The 21,702-nt window shown below is 70.3% G+C and carries 24 protein-coding genes and 3 pseudogenes; 10 read left to right on the top strand and 17 right to left on the bottom strand.

What is annotated here, in order from left to right; translation table 11 throughout:
- Positions 1-191 precede the first annotated feature (191 nt).
- On the bottom strand, positions 192-1,262 hold the full coding sequence (locus AC5WS8_RS10520) for a methyltransferase (RefSeq protein WP_496103051.1): 1,071 nt from the start codon (positions 1,260-1,262) through the stop codon (positions 192-194).
- A complete protein-coding gene (locus AC5WS8_RS10515) occupies positions 1,259-2,539 on the bottom strand; it encodes an acyltransferase family protein (protein ID WP_496103050.1) in 1,281 nt (426 codons plus the stop codon). The genes AC5WS8_RS10520 and AC5WS8_RS10515 overlap by 4 nt, the downstream gene beginning before the upstream one ends.
- Before the next feature lie 263 nt (positions 2,540-2,802).
- On the opposite strand from AC5WS8_RS10515, the gene AC5WS8_RS10510 reads away from it, so the two are divergent.
- Positions 2,803-3,561 carry an SDR family NAD(P)-dependent oxidoreductase gene (locus AC5WS8_RS10510; protein WP_496103049.1) on the top strand — a complete coding sequence of 253 codons (759 nt, stop codon included), beginning with the start codon at positions 2,803-2,805 and terminating at the stop codon, positions 3,559-3,561.
- A 5-nt stretch (positions 3,562-3,566) separates the two neighbouring features.
- Positions 3,567-4,016, top strand: coding sequence for a nitroreductase/quinone reductase family protein (locus tag AC5WS8_RS10505; protein ID WP_496103048.1), 450 nt, complete (start codon positions 3,567-3,569; stop codon positions 4,014-4,016).
- Positions 4,017-4,117: 101 nt separating this feature from the next.
- On the opposite strand, the gene AC5WS8_RS10500 is transcribed toward AC5WS8_RS10505, so the two are convergent.
- The 14 genes and pseudogenes from AC5WS8_RS10500 to AC5WS8_RS10435 form a co-directional block, all read right to left on the bottom strand.
- Complete coding sequence (locus AC5WS8_RS10500; protein WP_496103047.1) at positions 4,118-5,821, bottom strand: NAD(P)/FAD-dependent oxidoreductase; 1,704 nt, start codon at positions 5,819-5,821, stop codon at positions 4,118-4,120.
- A 184-nt stretch (positions 5,822-6,005) separates the two neighbouring features.
- On the bottom strand, positions 6,006-6,548 hold the full coding sequence (locus AC5WS8_RS10495; protein WP_496103046.1) for a cupin domain-containing protein: 543 nt from the start codon (positions 6,546-6,548) through the stop codon (positions 6,006-6,008).
- A gap of 127 nt (positions 6,549-6,675) precedes the next feature.
- On the bottom strand, positions 6,676-7,509 hold the full coding sequence (locus AC5WS8_RS10490) for an SDR family NAD(P)-dependent oxidoreductase (RefSeq protein ID WP_496103045.1): 834 nt from the start codon (positions 7,507-7,509) through the stop codon (positions 6,676-6,678).
- Positions 7,510-7,610: 101 nt separating this feature from the next.
- On the bottom strand, positions 7,611-8,075 hold the full coding sequence (locus AC5WS8_RS10485) for an anthrone oxygenase family protein (protein ID WP_496103044.1): 465 nt from the start codon (positions 8,073-8,075) through the stop codon (positions 7,611-7,613).
- Positions 8,076-8,083: 8 nt separating this feature from the next.
- Positions 8,084-9,319, bottom strand: a complete 1,236-nt coding sequence (locus AC5WS8_RS10480; RefSeq protein WP_496103043.1) for an FAD-dependent monooxygenase — start codon at positions 9,317-9,319, stop codon at positions 8,084-8,086.
- Positions 9,320-9,332: 13 nt separating this feature from the next.
- Entirely contained in the window at positions 9,333-9,653 is a 321-nt protein-coding gene (locus AC5WS8_RS10475; RefSeq protein ID WP_496103042.1) for an antibiotic biosynthesis monooxygenase family protein, read from the bottom strand.
- A complete protein-coding gene (locus AC5WS8_RS10470; RefSeq protein WP_496103041.1) occupies positions 9,650-9,973 on the bottom strand; it encodes a putative quinol monooxygenase in 324 nt (107 codons plus the stop codon). The genes AC5WS8_RS10475 and AC5WS8_RS10470 overlap by 4 nt, the downstream gene beginning before the upstream one ends.
- A 20-nt stretch (positions 9,974-9,993) precedes the next feature.
- Positions 9,994-10,740, bottom strand: a complete 747-nt coding sequence (locus AC5WS8_RS10465; protein ID WP_496103040.1) for an SDR family oxidoreductase — start codon at positions 10,738-10,740, stop codon at positions 9,994-9,996.
- Positions 10,737-11,222, bottom strand: a complete 486-nt coding sequence (locus AC5WS8_RS10460; RefSeq protein WP_496103154.1) for an SRPBCC family protein — start codon at positions 11,220-11,222, stop codon at positions 10,737-10,739. Before AC5WS8_RS10460 ends, AC5WS8_RS10465 begins: the two co-directional genes overlap by 4 nt.
- Positions 11,223-11,261: 39 nt before the next feature.
- Positions 11,262-11,456: pseudogene (locus AC5WS8_RS10455) on the bottom strand (acyl carrier protein); the annotation flags it as partial.
- 49 nt (positions 11,457-11,505) lie between these two features.
- Positions 11,506-12,756, bottom strand: coding sequence for a ketosynthase chain-length factor (locus AC5WS8_RS10450; RefSeq protein ID WP_496103039.1), 1,251 nt, complete (start codon positions 12,754-12,756; stop codon positions 11,506-11,508).
- Positions 12,749-14,026, bottom strand: coding sequence for a beta-ketoacyl-[acyl-carrier-protein] synthase family protein (locus AC5WS8_RS10445; protein ID WP_496103038.1), 1,278 nt, complete (start codon positions 14,024-14,026; stop codon positions 12,749-12,751). Before AC5WS8_RS10445 ends, AC5WS8_RS10450 begins: the two co-directional genes overlap by 8 nt.
- The gene (locus tag AC5WS8_RS10440) at positions 14,023-14,427 is read right to left on the bottom strand and encodes a cupin domain-containing protein (RefSeq protein ID WP_496103037.1); all 405 of its coding nucleotides are present in this window, start codon (positions 14,425-14,427) and stop codon (positions 14,023-14,025) included. The genes AC5WS8_RS10445 and AC5WS8_RS10440 overlap by 4 nt, the downstream gene beginning before the upstream one ends.
- Positions 14,428-14,514: 87 nt before the next feature.
- Positions 14,515-14,841: a TcmI family type II polyketide cyclase gene (locus AC5WS8_RS10435; protein ID WP_496103036.1), complete on the bottom strand. Its 327-nt coding sequence runs from the start codon at positions 14,839-14,841 to the stop codon at positions 14,515-14,517.
- Between the two features lie 459 nt (positions 14,842-15,300).
- On the opposite strand from AC5WS8_RS10435, the gene AC5WS8_RS10430 reads away from it, so the two are divergent.
- Genes AC5WS8_RS10430 through AC5WS8_RS10420 form a run of 3 tightly spaced genes read left to right on the top strand, consistent with a single transcriptional unit; the run spans position 15,301 to position 16,921 of the window.
- Positions 15,301-15,783 carry a flavin reductase family protein gene (locus AC5WS8_RS10430; protein WP_496103035.1) on the top strand — a complete coding sequence of 161 codons (483 nt, stop codon included), beginning with the start codon at positions 15,301-15,303 and terminating at the stop codon, positions 15,781-15,783.
- Positions 15,780-16,622 (top strand): AfsR/SARP family transcriptional regulator, encoded by an 843-nt coding sequence (locus AC5WS8_RS10425; RefSeq protein ID WP_496103034.1) that lies wholly within the window; start codon positions 15,780-15,782, stop codon positions 16,620-16,622. The genes AC5WS8_RS10430 and AC5WS8_RS10425 overlap by 4 nt, the downstream gene beginning before the upstream one ends.
- 20 nt (positions 16,623-16,642) lie before the next feature.
- Positions 16,643-16,921, top strand: a complete 279-nt coding sequence (locus AC5WS8_RS10420; RefSeq protein ID WP_496103033.1) for a DUF6059 family protein — start codon at positions 16,643-16,645, stop codon at positions 16,919-16,921.
- Here the strand turns inward: AC5WS8_RS10420 and AC5WS8_RS10415 are convergent.
- On the bottom strand, positions 16,870-17,358 hold the full coding sequence (locus AC5WS8_RS10415) for an anthrone oxygenase family protein (RefSeq protein ID WP_496103032.1): 489 nt from the start codon (positions 17,356-17,358) through the stop codon (positions 16,870-16,872). The two genes, AC5WS8_RS10420 and AC5WS8_RS10415, sit on opposite strands and share 52 nt — an antisense overlap.
- A gap of 96 nt (positions 17,359-17,454) precedes the next feature.
- Here AC5WS8_RS10415 and AC5WS8_RS10410 point away from each other — a divergent pair, with 96 nt between their 5' ends.
- From AC5WS8_RS10410 to AC5WS8_RS10390, 5 genes and pseudogenes are all read left to right on the top strand, one after another.
- Positions 17,455-18,966, top strand: a complete 1,512-nt coding sequence (locus AC5WS8_RS10410; RefSeq protein WP_496103031.1) for an MFS transporter — start codon at positions 17,455-17,457, stop codon at positions 18,964-18,966.
- A 294-nt stretch (positions 18,967-19,260) separates the two neighbouring features.
- A pseudogene (locus AC5WS8_RS10405) lies at positions 19,261-19,660 on the top strand (transposase); the annotation flags it as partial.
- A 12-nt stretch (positions 19,661-19,672) separates the two neighbouring features.
- A pseudogene (locus tag AC5WS8_RS10400) lies at positions 19,673-20,017 on the top strand (TetR-like C-terminal domain-containing protein); the annotation flags it as partial.
- Positions 20,018-20,156: 139 nt separating this feature from the next.
- On the top strand, positions 20,157-20,858 hold the full coding sequence (rnhB, locus tag AC5WS8_RS10395) for a ribonuclease HII (RefSeq protein ID WP_496103030.1): 702 nt from the start codon (positions 20,157-20,159) through the stop codon (positions 20,856-20,858).
- A 69-nt stretch (positions 20,859-20,927) separates the two neighbouring features.
- Positions 20,928-21,533: a hypothetical protein gene (locus AC5WS8_RS10390; protein ID WP_496103029.1), complete on the top strand. Its 606-nt coding sequence runs from the start codon at positions 20,928-20,930 to the stop codon at positions 21,531-21,533.
- The last annotated feature ends 169 nt before the right edge of the window (positions 21,534-21,702 follow it).

Genomic DNA, 21,702 nt, shown 5'->3' with positions numbered 1-21,702 from the left:
CTCCCCCGAGGTTGTGCAGTCGCTCGCCAGGATAGCCCGGTCGATTTTGGCGGGTGTTCGCCGGAGCCGGGCCTTCCGCCGGACTCCGGGCCGTCGTGAGGGACAGCGCAGCCCGGGCGGGAAGCCGAAATGTGCTGAACACCCGCTCCAGGACCGGTCACCGGTCGGGGAGCGGGTGCTCGTCATTTCCGTCAGACCTTGCGTCCGATCACCGCCGTCGTCAGGGCGGGCAGCCGTACGACGCGCTCGACCGCGAAGCCCGCGTCCGCCATCCACCCTGAGCACTCGGCAGGTGAGAAGCCGGCGGCCTGAGCGGACTGCAGCATCATGATGAGGCTGAGCATCAGGCTGTCCGGGTCGCGCCGTTCGTCGTCCAGCATCGTGTCGTACACGATCACCCAGCCGCCGTCATGGACCGCGTCGTACGCCTTGCGCAGCAGGATCGCGCGCTGTTCCATCGGCCAGTCGTGCAGCACGCTGCCGAGGATCACGACGTCCGCACGCGGCAGTTCGACCTCGAAGAAGTCGGCGCCGACGTAGCGCAGTCGGTTCGCGACCCCACGCTCGGACACCAGGCGGTCGAAGTGCTCCGCCATGGACGGACGGTCCAGCACGGTGCCGGTCAACTGGGGGTGGGCGGCAGCGAGATGCGCCGCCAGGTTGCCGCGGGCGCCGCCGACATCGCTGAACGTCGCCACCCGCGACCAGTCGAAGACCCGCGCCAACTCCACCCCGACGGCGCCGCTGAAGCTGTCCATGGCGGACAGGAACTGGCGCAGCCGGTCCGGGTCGTGGAATATCTTTGTGAACGGGACCTCGCCGCCGGCGCCCTGGTTGCGCGCGGTGCCGTCCCGCAGCAGTCCGGTGAAGGACTCCTGGTCGCGGCCCATGAGCTCGGTGGTCATCCGCAGAAAGCCGCCCACGAACTCCTCGCCCTCCGGCAGCAGGTGCCGCAGGGTGCCGGGGCTGTTGCGGTAGCGGCCGTCCTCCCGAATCATGAGACCGACGGCGGCGAGTGCGTCCAGGAAGTCCCGGGCGCCGCGCGGGTGCAGATCCGTACGGTCGGCCAACTCGGCGGCGTCGAGCGTGCCTTCGCCCAGTACCGAGAAGATCCGCAGCTCCATCGCCGCGGTCAGGAGCTTGCTCCGGAAGAAGGACCACCCGACGAACATCACGTCGAACGGGTCTTCCACCGGGCGCTCCGCGGTGCGACGGGACTGCCAAAAGAGTGCCCCGTCCGTGTCGAGTGCTGTCGACGTCATATCTGTCGAACCTCATTCTTCGGTGCGTTACCGCTCTCGTCGCGAAGCTGCCCGGCGTCTGCAGCCGAAAGGCCGGGAGCCGGAACGCGGACGTCGCGGCGGCCGATTCGGGAACGCAGCCAATGCTCCACGGGGCGCTCGTAGAGCCGGTACAGCAGGGCGCAAACCGTAATGCTGATGACGAGGGCGAGCGCCGCCCAACCGGCATTCGACCAGCTCGCCTCGGCGGGGCGCATATAGAATTCCATGATGCTCTTCCTGCCGAATACCCTGGAGGCAATCTCGAAGAGCACGGTGAAGTGCAGGAGGTAGAACGCGTACGACCATTCGCCGAGCGCCACCATCGGCTTCGCCTTCAGCCACGATTGGCCACCCGCGAGGTCGCGCTGGGCCACGGCGACCACTAGGAGCGCGTACAGCGGAGCGGTGACCTGGGGCAGGGCGTCGTATATGCCGATGATGCGCCAGGTCTCGAACCGCAGCACCCACAGGGCGACGAAGCCGGCGGCCAGCAGCGTGGTGGCCGAGGCGACGCTGAGCGGGAGGCGCCAGCCCTTGCGCACGGCCGTCGCCGCGACCACGCCGAGCAGGAACTCCCAGACCCGGGCGATCGGGGAGTAGGTGCCGAAGATCAGGCCGTCCACACCGGTGAACACCGGGCGCAGCTGGGGCGGGTAGGCGTGCCACAGCCACAGCTTGATGCCCCAGCCCACCAGCACCAGCGCCACGGCCGCGCCGCCGAGCCAGCGCAGCGACCGGCGCACCGTGAACTTGGCGACGAACGGGAAGACCACGTAGAAGAACGCCTCGCAGGCGAGGGACCACGTCACCGGGTTCGTGCTGCCCAGGATGTATGTGGGCACCCACGCCTGGTACAGCAGGACGGCGGAGAGCGCCATGAGCTTCAGGGTGCCGCCCTGGCCCGGCCCCGCGTCGGGAAGCTGCAGGAAGAGCGGGATCAGCACGGCCACCAGCAGCATCGGCCAGATACGGGCGAACCGGCGGCCGTAGAACGGAACGGCCCGGTCGCCTGCCAGGTACGTCCAGGTGAGGACGAATCCGGAGAGGACGAAGAAGAACGTCACGCCAGAGGAGCCCAGGGTCAGTACCGGCCTCGCGTCGGGCATGGGCAGCAGGGTGCCGACGTGTGAGAGGAAGACGGCGAGAGCCGCGATCCAGCGCAGGCCGGTGAGGGAGTGCAGTCGGTCGGCCGTGCCGGCGCCGGGCGCGAGGGGCGTCGGGGACTGTGATTCCCGCGTTTGCGCGGAGGGACTCATGGAAACGACACCAGCCATTTCGACGGGGATGGGAACGTGGTACAGGTGGCGGACTTTCGAAGTCTTGCCAATCGTGCGGAAGTATTTCACCATCGACCGATGAACCCTCGCTTAAGCCGGAATAAACCGGCCCGCAGGGCTGTCCATGTTTTCCATTCGCTGGCTCATCACCTACGGCAGCGGCTAATGTGTCAGGACGTTTCCAGTCGAATTTCCGAAGAGATTTGAGGAATGTCATGCGGAGGTTTCCGTACGCTTCGGCCATGGTGACCGGGGCGTCGAGCGGGATCGGCGAGGGATTCGCCAGGCTGCTGGCCGAGGAGGGTGTCGACCTCGTCCTCGTGGCGAGGCGGGGCCACCTGCTCGAACAGCTCGCGAGGGAGCTGGAGTCCGCACACGGTGTGACCGTGGAGGTGCTCCGGCTCGACCTCACCGACGAGAAGCAGCTCGCGATGGCCGAGGAGCGGCTCACGGATCCCGAGCGGCCCGTGGAGCTCTTGGTCAACAACGCCGGTTCGAGTGGCTCCGGTTACTTCGCGGAGCTGCCCGCCGAGCGCGAGTTGCACACGGCGGTGCTCAACGCGATCGTCCCCCTGCGGCTGTCCCGCGCCTGCCTGCCGGGCATGATCGCCCGCGGCGCCGGCGGCATCGTGAACGTCTCCTCGCTCGTCGCCGTCCTGCCCAAGCCGCGCTCCGCGACCTACGCCGCCTCCAAGGCCTTCCTGTCGTCGCTCGGCGAGAGCCTCGCCATGGAGGTCGCCCGCCACGGAGTCAACGTCACCACCGTGCACACGGGTCTGACCCGCTCCGGCTTCCACCAGGCGGCCGGGGTGTCGGCCGATGCGCTGCCCAACATAAAGTGGCTGACGGCCGATCAAGTGGCCCGGGCGGGACTGGACGCGGTGGCCGAAGGACGGGCGTCCACGGTGCCCGGTCTGGCGTACCGGATCAGGCTCCCCCTCATGCGGGCCATGCCACGGTCCGTAGTGCGGGCCATCACGCGACGCGTCCACGAAAGGTGACCTGCATGACCACGCAGCGCTCGCTCTCCCCCCGGCATAAGGTCCGCAACAAGGTCGTCATCCTCTTCCACCGGCTGGGGCTGCCCTTCGGGCCCATGCACCTGCTCACAGTCCCCGGCCGGCAAAGCGGCCTGCCCCGTACCAATCCGGTCGCCCCGGTGGTCGTCGACGGCACCCGCTACATCCTCCAGGCGTACCCGCAGTCCGACTGGGTCAGGAACGCCCGGGCCGCGGGACACGGGGTGCTGACCCGGGGCCGGCGGGCGCAGCGGGTGGACCTCGTCGAGCTGCCCGAGGAGGAACGGGGCCGCATACTGCGGGAGTTCCCGGGCCAGGTCCCGCGCGGCGTCGACGCGTTCGTACGCAACGGGCTGGTCGAGTCCGGCTCCCCGGAGCACTTCGAAGAGGCCGCGGCGCGCTGCCCCGTCTTCCGCGTCGTCCCCCGTACGCCCTGACGAGCGGCCCGCGGCGTACCCGCGGGCCGTACACGGCAGTGAGCGGGCGGCTCCCACAACGTTGTGGGGCCGCCCGCTCAGTGCTGCGGTGCGCGTCTCGGTCAGTGCGGCAGCGCCTTCTCCGCGTCGGGCTCGGCCGGCAGCGGCGCACCGTGTACGTCGACGCCCGTGGTGAGGTAGCGCAGCTCGTCGGGGCCGTCGTGGCGGAGCCACTGCGCCATCCGCCGCAGATCGTCGCGCATCGGGTAGACGAACCGGCACTCGGGGTCGCGCAGCCCCAGGTGGTCCAGCACCACCGGGGTCTCGACCACGGTCTTCAGCAGCTCGGCGCCCGCGTCGGCGGCGGTGCGCTCGCCGCGGTCGACCGCCTCACAGATCCGCACCATGTCGTCGAACAGCGCCTTGTAGCCCGGGGACCCGGGGACCGGCAGACCCGGGTAGGCAGCCTTCTCCATCGCGCGGAGCACGCCGTCGTCACCGGAGTCCATGAAGCGCTCGGTGAACCGGTCGAAGCGCAGGTTGATCGGCACCTCGGCGGCGCACCAGATGCGATAGACGGCGTTCCACAGCGAGTGGTCCTGGAAGGAGATGAAGGAGCAGTTGACCAGTTCGTCGTTGTACCGGATCAGCCCCTGCTGGAGCTCGTCGACGTACCGGAAACGCTCCTCGTCGAAGTCGTCCTCGGCGAGCGCCTCAAGCAGCCGCCACGCGAGCGAGTTGACCACTTCGCCGGTGTTGGTGAGGCCGCGCGAATACAGCGGGTCGATGAAGCCGGCCGCGTGCGACATCAGGCACCAACGATGGCCCACGGACTTCGTCGACGCGTACTGGATCCTGTCGGCCGACACCCAGGGCCGTACGGTGCGGGCGTCCGCGAACAGCCGCTCCACCGCTGGGAAGCGCGCCGCGAAGGTGCGGAACTCCTCTTCCGGGGAGACGTCGTGGTTCTTCGGGTACATTCGCTCGTCGAGCGTGAGCCCGACGCTGACCAGCGGGTTCTTCGACGCGGCCGCGTTGTTGAATGGGATCGACCAGAACCAGCCGCGGTCGAAGAGGTGGTGCATGGTGCCTTCCACCCACGGGATCGGCGGCGCGTCCTCGGGCCTCACGCGCAGGCATTCGTCGGTTGGCCGTACGCCCAGCATGTGGGTGAACATGGAACGGGAGTGGTGCTTGAGCGCCTCCGGCGGCTTGCGCAGCCCGAGTTCCTTGGCGATCGGCGACCGGAACCCGCTGGCGTCGACCAGGTAGCGGCCCTCGTACCGCTCGCCGCTCTTGCCGACCACGGCGATGTAGTCCTCGGCCAGCTCCACGTCCTCGACCTGGAACGCCTGCCGGACGTCGCAGCCGTAGCGGATGGCGGCGTGGAAGAGGTACGCGTCGGTGTCCTGGCGGAACAGATGGCCGGTCTGCAGGGCCTTGGACGGGGGACTGAACTGCAGGAACTCGGCCGCGTCGGGCTCCTTGCCCTCCTCGTGCCGGATGAAGCCGAAGTGCCGCTTGGTGCCCGACGTCGGCGCGATGTCGTCGCGGATGCCGTCAGTGGAGGTCAGCGACTCCAGCTCGGGGATGCCGTAGCGGCGCGCGAGCAGCCGGAAGACCTTGAGCGTGTAGAGCGTCGTCGACTCGCCGACCGCGAACCGCGGATGGGTGCCCCCGTCCAGGAGGAGGACGGAAACGCCCTGCTTGGCGAGGATGGCGCCCAGGGTCGACCCGGCGATGCCGGAACCCAGAATGATCACGTCGTGTCGAGGTGGCGCGGCGAGCCGCAGGCCGGCGCGGTTGCCGGAGGGGTGTCCGGGCATGGTGTCCTCCTGGTCGGACGGTAAGCGAGTGGCGGCGCCTGAAGTGCGCCGGAGCGGAACGGGGTCGGCCGGGGCAGCGCGGAACGGCGCGCTGCCCCGGCCGGGGTACTCCTGGCCACGCGGCGGGTGTACGGACGGCCGGTGGCGGAAGGCGGCGGGCTCGGACCTTGCAGACCCGGGCGGGTCAGCCGCGGGACGGCGCGCCGGCCGGAGCACTGGGGCGGCCGTGCAGCCCGGCCGGCGGGCCGCCGAGGTCGCCGCGGGCGCCCGGCTTCGGCATGAATCCGCGCATCTCGTTCTCGGTGGCGAGCTGCTGCATCTTTTCCCAGTCCGGCATGCCGCGGCCGGAGACGAGCTCGGACAGCCCGATGAAGAAATTCTCCACGCCACCGGGCGTCGCGATGACCAGCAGCTGGCCCGGCTCGTCACCGACGTTGAGGAAGCGGTGCGGCACACCGCGCGGGCCGTAGATCACGGTGCCCTCGCCGATGGTCTCGGTGACGCCGCCGACCTCGAACTCGTACGTGCCCTTGTTGACGAAGAACGCCTCGTCGGCGGTCTCGTGGACGTGCAGTGGCGGACCGCTGCCCGGCTGCGTGGTGATCTGGTAGAAGCTGTACAGGCCGCCGGTGTCCTCCTTGCGCAACAGGAACCGGCCTTCCTCACCGAACCAGCAGACGGGCTCGACGTCGTCCCGGCTGACGACCTTCCGTTCGGTCTTCGACAAGGTTCATTCCTTTCGCTCGGGTCGCCCGATGGCGGACGGCACCCCTGGTGACAGGCAATCAGCGGCTGCAAAGGCGGTGATAAAGACGGGGAAAACCCGATGGCGGCGGGCGTCGCCCGGTCACGGGTCAGGCGAGCGCCGTGCCGCCGTCGGCGACCAGGCAAGTGCCCGTGAGGTACGAGGCGCGCTCCGAGGCGAGGAACGCGATGACCTCGGCGATGTCCTCCGGAGTGCCGTTGCGCCGCAGCGCCGCGCGCTCGGCGGCGGCCCGGCGCTGCTCCTCGGGGATGAAACGGGCGAGTTCGGTGAGGATGAGGTTCGGCTCCACCGCGTTGACCCGCACCCCGTGCGGGCCCGCCTCCAGGGCCAGGGTGCGCACCGCGGCCTCGACCCCGGCCTTGGCCACGGTCAGCGGGAGGAACCGCGGCGCCGGCCGGCGGGCGAGCGCCGCCCCGACCGCCACCACCGAGCCGCCGCCCCGGGCGGTCATGTCGCCAAGCACCGCGTGCACGGTCAGGAACAGCGCCTTGAGCTGCTGGTTCACCACGTGCTCAAGGTCCTCCCACGCTAGGTCCGCCGCGGGGGCGATGCGCGCCTCGTGGGCGCCCAGACCGGCGGCGTTGAGCACCAGGACGTCGATCGGGCCCAGTTCGGTTCTGACGCCCTCGACCAGAGCGGAGACCCCGTCGGGGTCCGTGACGTCGCCCTGGACGGCCACCGCCTTCCCGCCGCACCGGCGGATCTCGGCCACGAGCTCCTCGGCCCGGTCGGCGCTGTTGTGGTAATTGACCGCGACGCGGGCCCCCCGGGCCGCCAGGATGCGCGCGGTGGCCGCGCCGATGCCGCGGGCGGCACCGGTGACCAGGGCGACCCGGCCCGCGAACTCCGCGGGCTCGGGCGTCTGCCCGGCCACCTCGGGGGCGTACGCGCTCGGTTCGCGCTCCACGTGTGCCGGATTCACCGGATCAGCTCCTTACATCGGGAACGGGTACTCGTCCGTCAGGGGACGGAGTACGGAAACGAAATGCAGGTAAGGGACGGGGAGGCGGCGTACAGGTCCGCTCAGGCCCACACCAGCAGGCAGCCGCCGAGCGCGACGCAGAACGCCAGGCCGGCGAAGACGGTCCGCAGCAGGTTGGCGCGCGCCCATCTGGCGCGCAGAGCGTCCCAGTCGTCGGGGATCTCCCCGTCCGCGGCCCAGCTGTCGATCCGCCGGTTCATCCGGACATTGCGCAGCTCGGACACCAGGGCGACGCCCACCACCCCGGACAGTGCCGCCGCGAAGGCGGCCTTCGCGGCGGCACCGGGAGCCAGCACGGCGAGGCCGAGGCCGGTGGCCAGGGCCACCTTGTTGACGGTCGGCATCAGCGGGTCGAAGCCGGGGTCCAGCAACCGGTGTACGTCGGACCATGTCTGCCGCGGCAGCCGCAGCAGCATGGGGACGATGGCGCGCTCCACCGCGATCAAGGCGCCCGCGAGGACGCCCGTACACAGGACGAAGACGACGGCCAGAGGGGCGATCAGCACGGGTGGGCTCACCCCGCCCGGTGGCCGAGCGGCTCGGCCGCCTGCAGGGGGGCCCGCTCCAGCCGGTCGTCCAGCATCAGCGAGTAGCTCTGGTCACGCGCGACCGAGTCGAAGAAGGCGTACATGAACATGTCGCGCAGCCGGCACAGCGGACCGCTGTGCGCGAGCCCCAGCGTGCCGATGCGCCACGAGGTCGTCACCATGTCCGCGGCCCGCGCGCGACGCGCGGACTCGAACGCACGCAGCGTGGCGGGCACGGCGTCCGGCTCGCAGCGACCCAGCCTGTCGGCGAGCACCACACCGCTCTCGATGGCTTGGCCCGCGCCCTGGCTGAGGTTGAGGGTCATCGGATGGGCCGCGTCGCCGACGAGCACCACCCGGCCCTTGCTCCACCCGCCGGTCGGCGACCGGTCGTGGATGGGCACCGGCAGGATCGCCTCCTCGTCGGTCGAGGAGATGATCCTTCCGACCGGGTCCGGCCAGTGCCGGTACGCGGCCGCCAGCGCCGCCCCCCGCGACAGTCGCAGGGTGTCGATACCTGCTGCCGCGCGGTCACTGGTGATCGCGTCCCAGTAGACCTCGTCCTCGTTCAACCGGCAGTACAGAAACCGCAGTCCGCCCTTTCCCCACAGGTTGAAGAACGTGCCGGTGGGCACCAGCGACTCCCCGGGCAGCCGGGTGATGGCCTGCCAGGCCGTATAGCGGGCGTACCGCGGCGGCCGCTCGAACCCGCCGCGCATCGCGGCGCGCACGGTGGAGCGCAGGCCGTCCGCTCCAATCAGCACGTCGCCACGGGCCGTGGACCCGTCCTCGAAGTGCGCGACGACACCGTCGGTGTCCTCGTCGTAGCCGGTGAGGCGGCGGCCGAGGCGGATCCGGTGCTCACCGACCGCCTCGGTGAGCACCGTGTGCAGGGCGGACCGCCGCAGCGCACAGGCCGGCGCGCCGGCCTGCTCCGTCGGGCCGTCCAGGTGCCACCGCGCCAGGCGCCGTCCGGAGTCGGAACGGAACTCGTGGAAGCGCATGCGCACCGCGTCGGCGGCGACGGCCTCGTCGAGCCCGATCCGCCGCAGCGCCAGGAAGGCGTTGTGCCAGAGCATGAATCCGCCGCCCGTCAGCAGCCGTCCCGGAGTGGGACGCGCCTCGAAGACCTCGCATTCGATGCCCTGACGCAGCAGGCCCGCCGCCGTGGTGAGCCCGCCGATGCCGGCCCCGATGACCAGGGTCTTGCGGATGGTCGCCATGGAAGCGGTCCGCTCAGACCTGCGATGGCGCGCTGTCGAGGCGAGCACGCAGATCGAAGATCCGCCGCTCGATCTCGCCGCCGCTCCAGTACGGGTACATCGGGGCGGCCATCTCGCGGTGGGACGGGGCGTCCTCCCAGGCGCGGAACGCCTCCTCGCTCTCCCACTCGGCAAGCAGGATGTAGCGGCCGGGCTGCTCGGCGTCGCGCAGCAGCTCGTCGCGCAGGTGGCCCGGGGTGCCCTTGACCACGGCGGTGACCTGTCGATAGGCCTCCTCGAAGGCTTCCTGGTCCTTCTCCTGGACACGGGCGGAAACCATGATGCGTACGGTCACGACGGACCACCTTTCGTCGATGCGGCGCCCGGCACGTGCTCGACCACGTCGAGCACGTGCTTGCGGGCGGATTCACGGAACGGCTCCAGACGGGCGCTGAGCCGCTCCCTTTCGGGGCCGTTCTGGAATGCCTCCAGAGCGGCCCGGTCGGTCCAGTCGGCCATGACCAGATGCGTACGGGGGGTGCGCGGGTCCCGCAGCAGCGACTGGGCCACGGAGCCCGGCAGTCGCGCGGCGGCCCGCGCGGTCTCCAGCCAGGCCGCACGGAACTCGTCCTCGCAGCCCTCCCGGACCGTCATCTCCAACACGGTGCGGAGCACGGCGTGCGGTCTCCTTCGGGTCAGATGCCGCCGTCGACGTCGAGCGTGGCGCCGGTGACATAGCGGGCGGCGTCCGAGGCGAGGAACAGCACCGCGTCGGCGATCTCCGCCGGCTGCCCGAGCCGGCGCAGCGAGATCCGCTGTTCGTACGCGGCCCGGCCCTCGGCGGTGACGGCCTTCATCTGGTCGGTCTCGACCAGCCCGGAGGCGATGCAGTTGACGCGGATCCCGCGCGGGCCCAGTTCCTTGGCCAGCGCCCGGGTCAGGCCCATCACGCCGGCCTTCGACGCCACGTAGTGGGCGGCGCCCGGCATGCCGTGGTGGGCCACGGCGGAGCTGATGTTGACGATCGAGGCGGTCCCGGCGACGTACGGCAGCGCCCCGCGGATCACGTGGTACATGCCGGACAGGTTGGTGTCCAGGATGCGGTGCCACTCGTCGGGAGCCAGGTCGGTGAGCGGAAGGTGGCTGATGACACCCGCGTTGTTCACGACGGTGTTGATCGCTCCGTACCGCTCGTGTGCCTCGGCCGACAGCCGAGCGGCCTGCTCGTGGTCGGCTATGTCGCAGCGCACAAGAGTGCCCCGGGCGCCCAGCTGCGCCAGTTCCTCGCGCAGCGACTCGACCTGCTCGCTCTCGTTGACGTAGCAGGCCGTCACCGCGGCACCCTGCTCCGCCAGGGCGAGCACGGTGGCTCGCCCGATGCCCCGGGCGCCGCCGGTGACAAGGGCGTGCCGGCCCTTGAGGCTGAAGTCCAAGGCGGTCATCGGGCCACCGCCGCACCGGCGCCGGCCCGGGCTGCCGCTTCCACGTGCTCCTTGATGAGCGCCATCTGGACCTTCGAGTTCTTGTTGATGCGCTCTGTCATGGCAGCGTCGTCCAGCGGGGCGTCCGGTTTCATGCGGAACTCCTGCTCCCAGCGCATCTCGACACCCGCGTCGGTCTGCGCGTACGTCCAGTGGATGTTCATGAAGGCGAAGGGGCCGGGCTCGACCCGGTGTGCCTTGACGGACCGGTTCTCACGGTCCGTGACACGCTCGGAGACCCAGCTCCAGACTTTGCCGTCGGCGTCCGGGTGGAGGGCCAGCCGGAAGCGCACAGTGTCGCCGTGCTGCTCCAGGATCTCGGCGAGGGCGTACTCGCTGAACAGGTTCGGCCAGTTCGCGACGTCGTTGGTCATGTCCCAGACCAGGTCGAACGGCGCGTCGACGACGATGCTGTTCTCGGTGCGCGCGGCTGCGGGCCGCAGCTGTTCGTTGATCAGGGCGCAGATCTCCGGGAAGCGGGTGAGGCCCTCGGCGTCCAGGCGGATGTCGTAGCGGTTCTCCACCTCGGTGAGGACGTTGATCAGGCCCAGCGAGTCGACGCCCAGGTCGTCGATGGTCGCGATCGGGTCGTCCGTCCGGAGCGTCTCCAGCGGGACGCCGGTGCACTGCTCGACGATGGTCAGGAAGTCGTCGTACTCAAGGGGCGCCGCGGTCATGGGCGGGGTCCTTTCGAAGTCGCGGGGTAAGGGTCCGTCAGATGCGCCGTCACGGGGTGAGGGACCGGACGACGAGCGCGGAGTTGAAGCCGCCGTGGCCGCGGGCGACGACCAGGGCCGTGTGCAGCCGCGCCGGCCGCGGCTGCGCCACGAGGTCGATGCCGTAGGCCGTGTCCGCGACGGCACTCGGCCCGGTCGGCGGGATCACCTGCTCGCGCAGGGCCAGCAGGGCGGTCACGACGTCGAGCGGCGCGCCGCCCGCGTACAGCCGTCCGTAGCGGGCCTTGGGCGCCGTCACCGGCACCCCGTGCGGCCCGAACACCTCGGCCAGGCAGTCCGCTTCGGCACGGTCGAGTTCCGGGGTGCCTGCCGCGTCGGCGAAGACGACGTCGACCTCCTGTGGCCGGATGCGGGCGTCGGCCAGGGCGAGCAGCACGGCCCGGCGCAGTGCGCCACCGCTCCCGGCCTCCGGTGTGCCGGGAGCGGGGTCGAAGGTGGCCGCGTGACCGGCGATCTCACCGTACGGAGTCCCGGCGCCGCGCTCACGCGCGCTCACCTCGTCCTCCAGCACGAGGATCGCTCCGCCCTCGCCCGGCACGTGGCCGCGGGCGGTCGCGCCGAACGGCAGATAGGCGCGCTCCGGGTCCGCGCTGTCACTCAGCCGCCCCGAAGTGGTCTGGCAGGTCAGCGCGTACGGACTCAGCGGCGCCTCGGTGCCACCGGTCAGGATGAGCCTGGCATCGCCCCGGCGAAGGGCGTGGCGGGCCTGCGCGATCGCGTCCAGGCCGCCGGCCTGCTCGGCCACGGCGACACCGCAGGGTCCCTTCATACCGTGCCGGATGGACAACTGGCCGGTCGTGGCCGCGTAGAACCAGGCGATCGACTGGTAGGGGCCGACGTGCCGCGGCCCCTTCGACCAGAGTGCCGCGATCTCGCGCTGGCCGAACGCGTTCCCGCCGGAAGAGGACGCCGTGATGACCCCCAGGTCATACGGGGGGAACTCCGCCGGCTGTACGCCGGCATCGGCCAGCGCCTCGTCGGCCGCCAGCAGCGCGAACTGGCTCCAGCGGTCGGTCTGCACCGCCAGCCGGCGGTCGACACCGGGCAGGTTGCCGTCCCCGAAGACCTCGCCGACCGTACGCACGGGGAAGCCGTCCGCCGCGAAGTGCGTCACCGGGCCGAGGCCGCTGCGGCCCTCCAGCACGGCCTCCCAGAACTCCTTCGCCCCGAGACCGTTCGGCGCCACGGCCGAGATGCCGGTGACCACTGCACGGCGCGTGGCTGTCGCCGTGTCAGACATCGCGGGCTCCCTTCCCTGGCGCGGTGAGCACCATCGCCGTCTGGAATCCGCCGAAGCCGCTGCCCACACTGAGCACGTTGTCGGTCCGCTGCTCGCGAGCCGTCAACGGGACGTAGTCCAAGCCGAGTTCGGGATCCGCATGGTGAAGGTTGGCCGTCGGCGGGATCGTGTCCTGGTCGATGGCGAGGGCGCAGGCGGCGACCTCCAGGGCGCCGATCGCACCCAGGGAGTGACCCACCATCGACTTGATCGAGCTCATGGGCACGCGGTACGCGTGCTCGCCGAGCGAGGCCTTCACCGCGGCCGTCTCGTGCTTGTCGTTCTGCCGGGTCCCGGAGCCGTGGGCGTTGACGTAGTCCACCGCGTCCGCCGGCAACCGGGCGCGGTCCAGCGCCACCCGCACCGCTTCGGCCAGCTCCTTGCCGTCCGGACGAAGACCGGTCATGTGGAATGCGTTGCTGCGCTGCGCGTATCCCGCGATCTCGCAGTACACATGGGCACCACGGCGCCGCGCGGACTCCTCGTCCTCCAGGACCAGTACGGCCGCGCCCTCGCCAAGCACGAAGCCGTCACGGTCGCGGTCGAAGGGCCGCGAAGCGGACCCGGGATTCTCGTTGTTGGCCGAGGTCGCCCTGATCGCGTCGAAACAGGCCACGGTGATCGGCGAGATGGGCGCGTCGGTGGCACCGGCCAGCACGACGTCGGCCGACCCGTCCTCAATGAACTGGGCGCCCTGGGCCACGGAGTCGAGCCCCGAGGTGCAGCCCGTCGACACCACCCGGACCGGGCCCTGCGCGCCGGCCGTCCACGCCACCTCGGCGGCGAGCGCGCCGGGGACCAGTGCACCGTACAGGTGCGGGTACGGGTTCGACGCGTCCACGACCCAGTTGTCGCCGTGGTCGCTGACCTTGACGTACTGCTGTTCCAGCGTGATGGTGGCGCCCACGGCACTGCCGATCGAGACGCCGATGCGGTGCGGCCGCACCCGGTCGGTCGCGCTGCCGCTGTCCGCCAGAGCCTCCCGCGCGGCGACCACGGCGAACTGCGCGGCGCGGTCCATGCGCTGAATCTCCTCGGAGGTCAGCCCCGCGGCGGCGGCGTCGAAGTCGCACTCCGCCGCGATCCGCGAGCGGTAGGCCGAGGCGTCGAAGTGGGAGATGGTGCGGGTGGCCGTACGGCCGTCGGTCAGCAGCTGCCAGAAAACCTTGGTGCCGACTCCGCTCGGGGCCACGACTCCGATCCCGGTGACGACGGCCTTGCGGCGGGTCACGCGGACTCCTGGCCCGGCAGGGGCTCGGTGTCGACGTGGCCCAGCTCGGGACGGGGCGCCAGCGGGCCCAACTGGAAGACCATGAAGGCCGGCTCGGTGCCGTGGTTCTCCAGCCGGTGGCGGACGTTGATCTTCAGGTGCAGTGCCTCGCCCGCGGCAAGCGGGACCGGCTCCCCGTCGATCTTCGCCAGCAGCTCTCCGCTGACGAGGTACAGAAACTCCTCGGAGTACGGGTGGTAGTGCTCGGTGACGACCTCGCCGGGCTGGAGGGTGAGCACCCCCATGAAGCCTGCGGTGGCCTCGGCGGTGGCCGGGCTGAGCAGCGTGCGCAGGTCGCCCCCCCGACGCCTGTTGGACTCGACGTCCTTCGCCGCGATCTTGGTCATTCCTTCGCTGGCCACGCCAGCCTCCTCTCGCTGTCCCGCACCTGCTGTGCGGTCCCCCAACCGGTGACGTCTCGTCGCCGGGATGTGTAGGCGCGGGCCGCCTCAGCCCTCCGCGCGCCAGGTGTAGAACTCGTGGGCCATGGCGTCCTGAGGGCCGCGCCACGTCGCCGGGTCGTATGCCGTGATGTGGGGGCTCAGCCGCTTGCTGACATCGACGAAGAGCTCGTGGCCCCTCAATTCGGAGATTGGTTCGCGCACGTCTTCGTCGGACGCCATGTAGTGCATATAGAGATCGTGGAAACGGAACAGTCTGCGTTCCTTCACGCCGATCAGGCGGGGAAGTTCGCCGGCGTCGGATTCGGCGAAGATGCGCGTCACGTCAGCTTCGGCGGACGGCTTCATACGAGCCACGATGAGAGTGCTGCGCATTTTTGTTCCTTCGGTTCCGGGTCCGGCCGCTGGGTGACCGGCCAAAACAGGATCACGCGGTGTGATAAAGCGGGGATGAGGGCAGCGAAAAGCGCACGCGGGAAAGGCCGCAGACCAGTGGGGTGCCGTGCGTCGACCGGGGCCGCAGCCCGGCGGCAGGCCCGGCGCCGCTCTCCCAGATTGCCCAGTCGGCGATCCCGTCCCAGCTCGGAGCAGCTTCCCGACCCGTCCTTGAACAGGGCCTATGCGATCCGGAGCCGTGCCCGGGTAGGGCCGGTCCGGCCGAAAGTACGTCCTGCCTCGTCCTTTGGGACGTAGGCGCTGCCGACGCGGTCTCGTTAGGGTCGGGTACGGGCACTGCCCGTTGACGGCGCCGCTTTGCGCCGTTGAGCACGGCTTTTCTAGGGGGACACGTTGGACTTGACCGTTTCCGATACGGAAGAAAGAGATGCTGCGCCCGTGGAGACAAGGGTGCTTCGCGAGGTGTGCGGGCGCTATCCGACCGGCGTCGCAGTGGTGACGTGTCAGCGGACCGTCGGAGAGGAGCCGGTCGGGGTCACGGTGAATTCCTTCACCTCGGTCTCCCTCGATCCCGCCCTGGTGCTGTTCTGCGTGCACAAGGATTCACGGGCGCTCGCCGCCGTCAAGAAAGCCGGTGCATTCGCCGTCAATATCCTGGCCGCCGACCAGGCGGGCCTGTGCCGGGCCTTCGCCCGCCGCGACACCGCGGACTTCGGCGACCTGCCGCACGGCCCCGGCGTGACCGGCTCCCCGGTTCTGGGCGACGCGCTGGCCTTCCTCGACTGTCGGCTGCACACCGCCTTCCCGGGCGGGGACCACGTGATCATCGTCGGTGAGGTCGTCGACCTGGGCCTGCTGCGCGAGGACCAGCCGCTGACGTTCTTCCGCAGTACCCACCCGCGTCTGGAGGTGCTGGGATGACCCTCACCTTGGACAAGCAGCCGACGTACGGTCTGCCGGACGTCTCCTCCCGCGGGGTGGCGCTGCGCCTGCTGGGGCCGCTGGAAATCGTCGTGGGGTCCGCGGAGGTCCCGCTGCCCCAGCGCAAGTTGCGGCAGCTGCTGGCCGCCCTGCTCATCCGGCCCAACGCGACCGTGTCCAACGAGGCGCTCATCCGCGAACTGTGGGGCGACACACCGCCGACCACGGCCCTCGCCGCGCTCCGCGTGTACGTCTCGCAGCTGCGCAAGTTCCTGATCCGCTACGACCTCGACGGCCGCTGGTGCACCCTGCGCACCCGGGTACCCGGCTACCAGCTCCAAGTCAACGAGGGCATCCTCGACACCGTGTGCTTCGACCGGCTGTGTGCCATGGCCTCGGAGTCGGCGGCGGCAGGCCACCACGCACTGGCCTCGAAGCAGTACCGGGAAGCCCTGGACCTGCGCCGGGGGCCGACGCTGGAGGGTCTGCGGGAGGGCTCCGCGCTCTCCGGCACCGCGCTGCAGTACGACGAGGCGTGGACGAGCGCCCTCAAGCGGCGGATCGACCTGGACCTGCAGCTCGGTCGGCACCTCGAACTCATCGGCGAACTCAGCAGGCTGGTGGCCGAGAACCCGCTCAGTGAGGGATTCTGCGCGCGGCTCATGACGGTGCTCCATCGCAGCGGCCGCAGCGGTGACGCGCTCGCCTCCTACCGCCGCACCCGAGCGCATCTCATCGAGGAACTCGGCATCGAACCTGGGATGGAACTGCGCATGGCCCACCAGAGCGTGCTCGCCGACGACGAGGTGCTCCACAGGCCGATGCGGGCCTCGGCCTGACGGGAGGACGACGGCCGGTCATGACGAAAGCCGGGCTTTATCCGTGCTTTTTCACGACCGGCCACGATGACTTCATGCGTTTGTCCTTGAGGTCCCTGTGGCGCTTTTGCGCGGATGCACTGATCGCCTACGGCCGGAGCCAGTTCTTCATTCCCACCCCGGTCATCGGCGAACCGGCCGCACCGGGGCACCCGGAATGCATACCCGGGAACCAGTATTTGACGGAGACGGAGTTGGCTCTCGACCGTCAGCTGGAAGGCGTGGCGGAACGGGTCGCACGCGGCCCGGAACCGCTCTGAGCGACCACGAGCAGGACGAAGGCGGCCAGCGCGGTGACGGTGCGCGTCCGGTTGAACAGGTCCCAACGGCGCAGGATCTCGGCGTAGTCGGCTGGCGGCGAGGTGTCAGCCCACACCTTGATCTGTGCGTTGATCGGTACGTTGCCGAATCGCGTGACCAGAAAGGAAGTCCCCGTCAGCGCCGTCGTTCCTGCGGCGAGCCGGCGCTGGCGGCCACTGGTCTGCAGGGTCAGCGCCAGGGAGCTGAGGGCGGCCGTTCCCATCGCCGTCAGCATCACCGGAGAGTTCATCTTCATTAGTTCGGCATGGAACGACAGCCGCGTGTCCAGCGGCACATTCCAGAAGGTCGGTCCCAGATTGACCGCGCCATAGCCGAACGCGCCGGCGAGCAGTCCGGTGGCCGTGACCGCGATGGCCTTTGTCGTACGAACACGCATCAGTCTTCCCTCACTTGATTAATCCGGCTCTTGCTCCACAAGTCGCCGCGGGGGCGAGATCGTCCACGGTAGCGGGGGCCACGACCTGGAGGTCACATGTCATCGGCAGCACAGACACGCACGAGCCACGAGACGGCGGCCGTCACCCGGTTCAGCCGCCGTCCGGTACTCGCCCTGCTGGTCATCGCCGCCGCGGAGTTGATGGTGGTGCTCGACGCCACCATCGTGAACATCGCCCTGCCGAGCATCCAGAGCGCGCTCGACATGTCGGACGGCAATCTGGCCTGGGTGGTCAACGCGTACGCGGTCACCTTCGGCGGACTGATGCTCCTCGGCGGCCGGGCCGGCGACCTCTTCGGTCGCCGCCGCGTTTTCCGGCTCGGGATCGTGACCTTCGTCCTGGCCTCGGTGTTCGGCGGCCTGGCCCCCAACGCAGCGCTGCTCATCTGCGCCCGGGTGCTCCAGGGCGTGGGCGCGGCCATCGCGGCGCCCACGGCGCTCGCACTGATCGCGACGAACTTCCCCGAGGGCAAGCAGCGCAACCGGGCGATGGGCACGTACGCCGCGATGGCGGGCGTCGGGTCGGTGATGGGCCTGATCCTCGGCGGACTCCTCACCGAGTACCTCGACTGGCGCTGGGTACTGCTGGTGAACATCCCTATCGGCATCGCCGTGCTGGCCGGGACGACGGTGCTCGAAGAGGCCGACCGCGACAACGGCAGGCTCGACATCGCGGGCGCGGCGGTCGGCACGGCCGGTCTGCTCTGCCTGATCTACGGAGTCACCCGCGGCGGACAGACCCACTGGACCGGTCTGGTCACGGCGGTCTGCATCGCGGTCGCCGCGGTGCTGCTGGTGGTGTTCATGGAGCGGCAGGCCCGCATCGCACGCCCCATGCTGCCCCTGCACAACCTGAAGGAGCGCAACCGCGCCGGCATGTACGTGACGCTGTTCCTCACCGGGTTCGGTATGTTCTCGACCTTCTACTTCCTAACCCTCTACATGCAGCACGTGCTGGACTACGGAGCGGTCAAGACCGGCCTGGCCTACCTGCCGTTCAGCGTCGGCATCGGCATGATGGCCCCGATCTCCTCGAAGCTCGTGGTCAAGCTGCAGCCTCGGCTGGTGGCCGGGATCGGCCTGGTCGCCGCCGCGACCGGAATGCTCTGGCTGAGCCGGCTGACCCCGCACTCCGCCTACGTGGGCACCCTGATGCCCGCCATGTTCGTCACCGCCGCCGGACTCGGCTGCGCCTTCGTGCCGCTGACGCTCGGCGCGGTGAGCGGTGTCGACGAGGCCGACTCGGGCAGCGCGTCCGGCCTGCTCAACACCGCCCAGCAGATCGGGGGCGCCCTCGGCGTCGCCAGCCTCGCCATGCTGGCGGCCACCGTCGCCGACACCCGTCTGCCGCGGGCCGGCCTGGTGTACCTCGACGCTGTGGACCGGGGCGACACTGCCCTCGTCGTGCGGGCCCAGGACGCCATGACATACGGCTTCACGCGAGCGTTCATCGCCGGGTCCGGGGTGTTCCTCGCAGGCGCGCTGATCATGGCCTTCGTCGTCACCGCGGGCAAGCAGGAGACTTCCCCGCGCACACAACTCCACTGAGTGAAAGGTCCCGGTCCAAAGTCCAGGAGAAGTCCCAGAGATGCCGCCGCACCCTTCTCGGACCCGCATTCGTGGGGGTCAGGAAGGGTGCGGCCGCACCGGTGACTCAGATGTCCCGGAAGGAATCGGTGCACCACGTAGCCGATCCGGCGCGCACGCTTACCGGCCTGGCCGATCGGCTGGCTCCCGGAGGCCAGCTTCTGGTGGGGGTGATGCTCGCGACGAGTATCCAGTACCCGCTGTTCGAGGCGGCCCTCGCGCGCTTCGAGGAACTGCAGCCGGATCCGGCCCGCCGGCGGTCGCGAGGCGCGGTGTTCCAAGGGGCACCCGGGTTGCGACTGCCGGCTCGGCCTGCACCTGCAGGCGAAGCTCGCAGCCTGGCTCGACGAACGACCCGCCGCGCACGGCTGGAGCGAGGACCAGGTGTGGACGGCCGCGCGAGTCCGCGCTCTGATCGGCCGCAAGTTCCACATCTCCCACAGTGTCTCCGGCGTGTCCCGGCTGCTGCATCGCATGGGCTACAGCGTGCAGATGCCCGCCCGGCCCGCCGCCGAACGCGATGCGGACCAGGTCACCGCGTGGCGGGGGTGACCTGGCAGGAGGTAAAACCCTCCGGGCGGCGACCGGCGCGTTCATCTGCTTCGAGGACGAAGCGGGCGTGACCGGCCGGCCGCCCCAAGGCCGTACCGGGGGCGGCCGCGGGACCATGTTGGTCCTGTGCCGTCAGGCGCGCGACGCGATGTACTCACGTCCCGGATTCGCTCTCCGGTCGGTCATTCACGAATGCGATGCATTGGAGGTGGGGCGCTTCCAGGGTGTGATCCACGAGGGGGTCATCGAGCCGGGCATCAGGCTACTGCGCCAGGTCATTACCCGTGGAATCGAGAGGGGAGAGGTGCGGCCCGACGCGGCGAACGGGTATGTCTTCGATGTCGTACCGGCGATCATGATGTACCGTGCGAAAGTTAGCGGTTGTGAATGGGATGACCAGGACATCGAGGAGCTGGTCGACCGGCTGATGGTCCCCCTGCTGCGTCCGGTGGAGGACTGACCGGGGCCGTGGGACACCGCGTCGACCGGGCCGCGGTGCCGCCGTCGCCGCGCTTGCGGGCCGCCTCCGGCGTAGGTGCCGCCGCCCGGGGAAACCGGGGTGTCGCTCGGTGATCCCGGCGGCGTACGCTAAGGGCGCCATGCCGTACGAACCCCCTACTCACACCGTCGAGCGCTCCCTTCGCGCAACGACCGGAGCGAAGGTCGTCGCCGGTGTCGACGAGGTGGGGCGCGGCGCGTGGGCCGGTCCCGTCACCGTCTGCGCGGCGGTCACGGGTCTGCGCCGACCGCCCGAGGGTCTCACCGATTCCAAGCTGCTGACCGTCAAGCGGCGCACCGTGCTCGCCGAGCTGCTGCAGAAGTGGGTCACCGCCTACGCCCTCGGTCATGCCTCCCCCGAGGAGATCGACGACCTCGGGATGACGGCCGCCCTGCGACTCGCGGCGGTACGCGCCCTGGAGGCGCTGCCCGTCCGCCCCGACGCGGTCATCCTCGACGGGAAGTACGACTACCTGGGCGAGCCCTGGAAGGTCCGTACGGTGATCAAGGGCGACCGGTCATGCGTGGCGGTCGCGGCGGCCTCGGTGATCGCCAAGGTTCACCGCGACAAAATGATGGCCGAACTGGGTGTCGACCATGCAGACTTCGGTTTTGCGGCCAACGCCGGTTATCCCTCACCGGTGCACAAGGCCGCACTGGAGGAACGGGGCCCCACCCCCCTCCACCGTTTGTCGTGGGCGTATCTTGATGCGTTGCCCCAGTGGCGGCACCTCAAGAAGGTCCGCAGTTGGGCGGACGGAAGCGTTCCGGAAATCGGGGGCCAGCTCGGCTTCGACTTCTGACCGGTTCCGGTCGTACTGACGTGCCACCCGCCGATGCCGGTCGCTTCGGCGTTTGATAAAAATCAGCTCATGCCTCTCATTCCCGAGGAGCCTCAGATTCACGAGAGTGCCCAGGGTCCCCGCGCCACTCCGGCCGGCGGCCGTACCGCGCCGACCCCCCGTCCCGTACCGGGCCCCCGCCCCGCGGCCCCCGTCCGCCCCGGCCGTCCGGGGCCCATCCGGCCGGTGCCGGCCCAGCGCACCCCGCGCGAGCCGGCCAAGCCCGGACCGTCCGCTCCCGCCTCCACTCCGCAGATCCAGCTGATCCCGGCCTCCGCCGAGGGTGCGCTGGATGCCGCGGAGGAAGCCGTCGACCTGCTGCTGGAGTCCGGTCGCGCCCCCGGCGACGTGCTGGTGATCACCACCGGCGAGCCGCACCCGTGGGCCGCGCACGAACTGTCCTTCGGCGAGGCCGCCTACTGGGCGCAGCACGACGCCGGTGACGACGTCTTCTACGCCGACGCCTCGGTCGCGCCCCGTGCGGCCGCCCGACCGGTCGTCGTGGTCGCCGTCAACGGCGGCACCGTCGCCGCCGTCGCCGCCGTGCTTCCGCTGGCGCTCACCCGGGCCGGTGCCCTGCTGATCGTCTGCGGCGACCCGAAGCAGATCAACTCGGTGCTGGGCGCGGGCGTCTGAGTCGTCCGGCCCGGTCCGCTCGTGCCCCGTCCCCGGTGCCGGGGCTTGGAGCCGGGTGGCCGGTTCGGGCTTCGGCCGGGCGGCCGGTGAGTGCCGCTCGACGGCATCGGAACGGCGCTCCCTCCGCCATGCCCTTCTGCGGTCGGGTCCCGTCCCGCCGGTGCGCAGC

This window comes from Streptomyces sp. PTL18, from assembly GCF_059510295.1.
The sequence above is the reverse complement of the archived record's forward strand: the minus strand, read 5'-3'. Positions and strand labels throughout refer to the sequence as shown.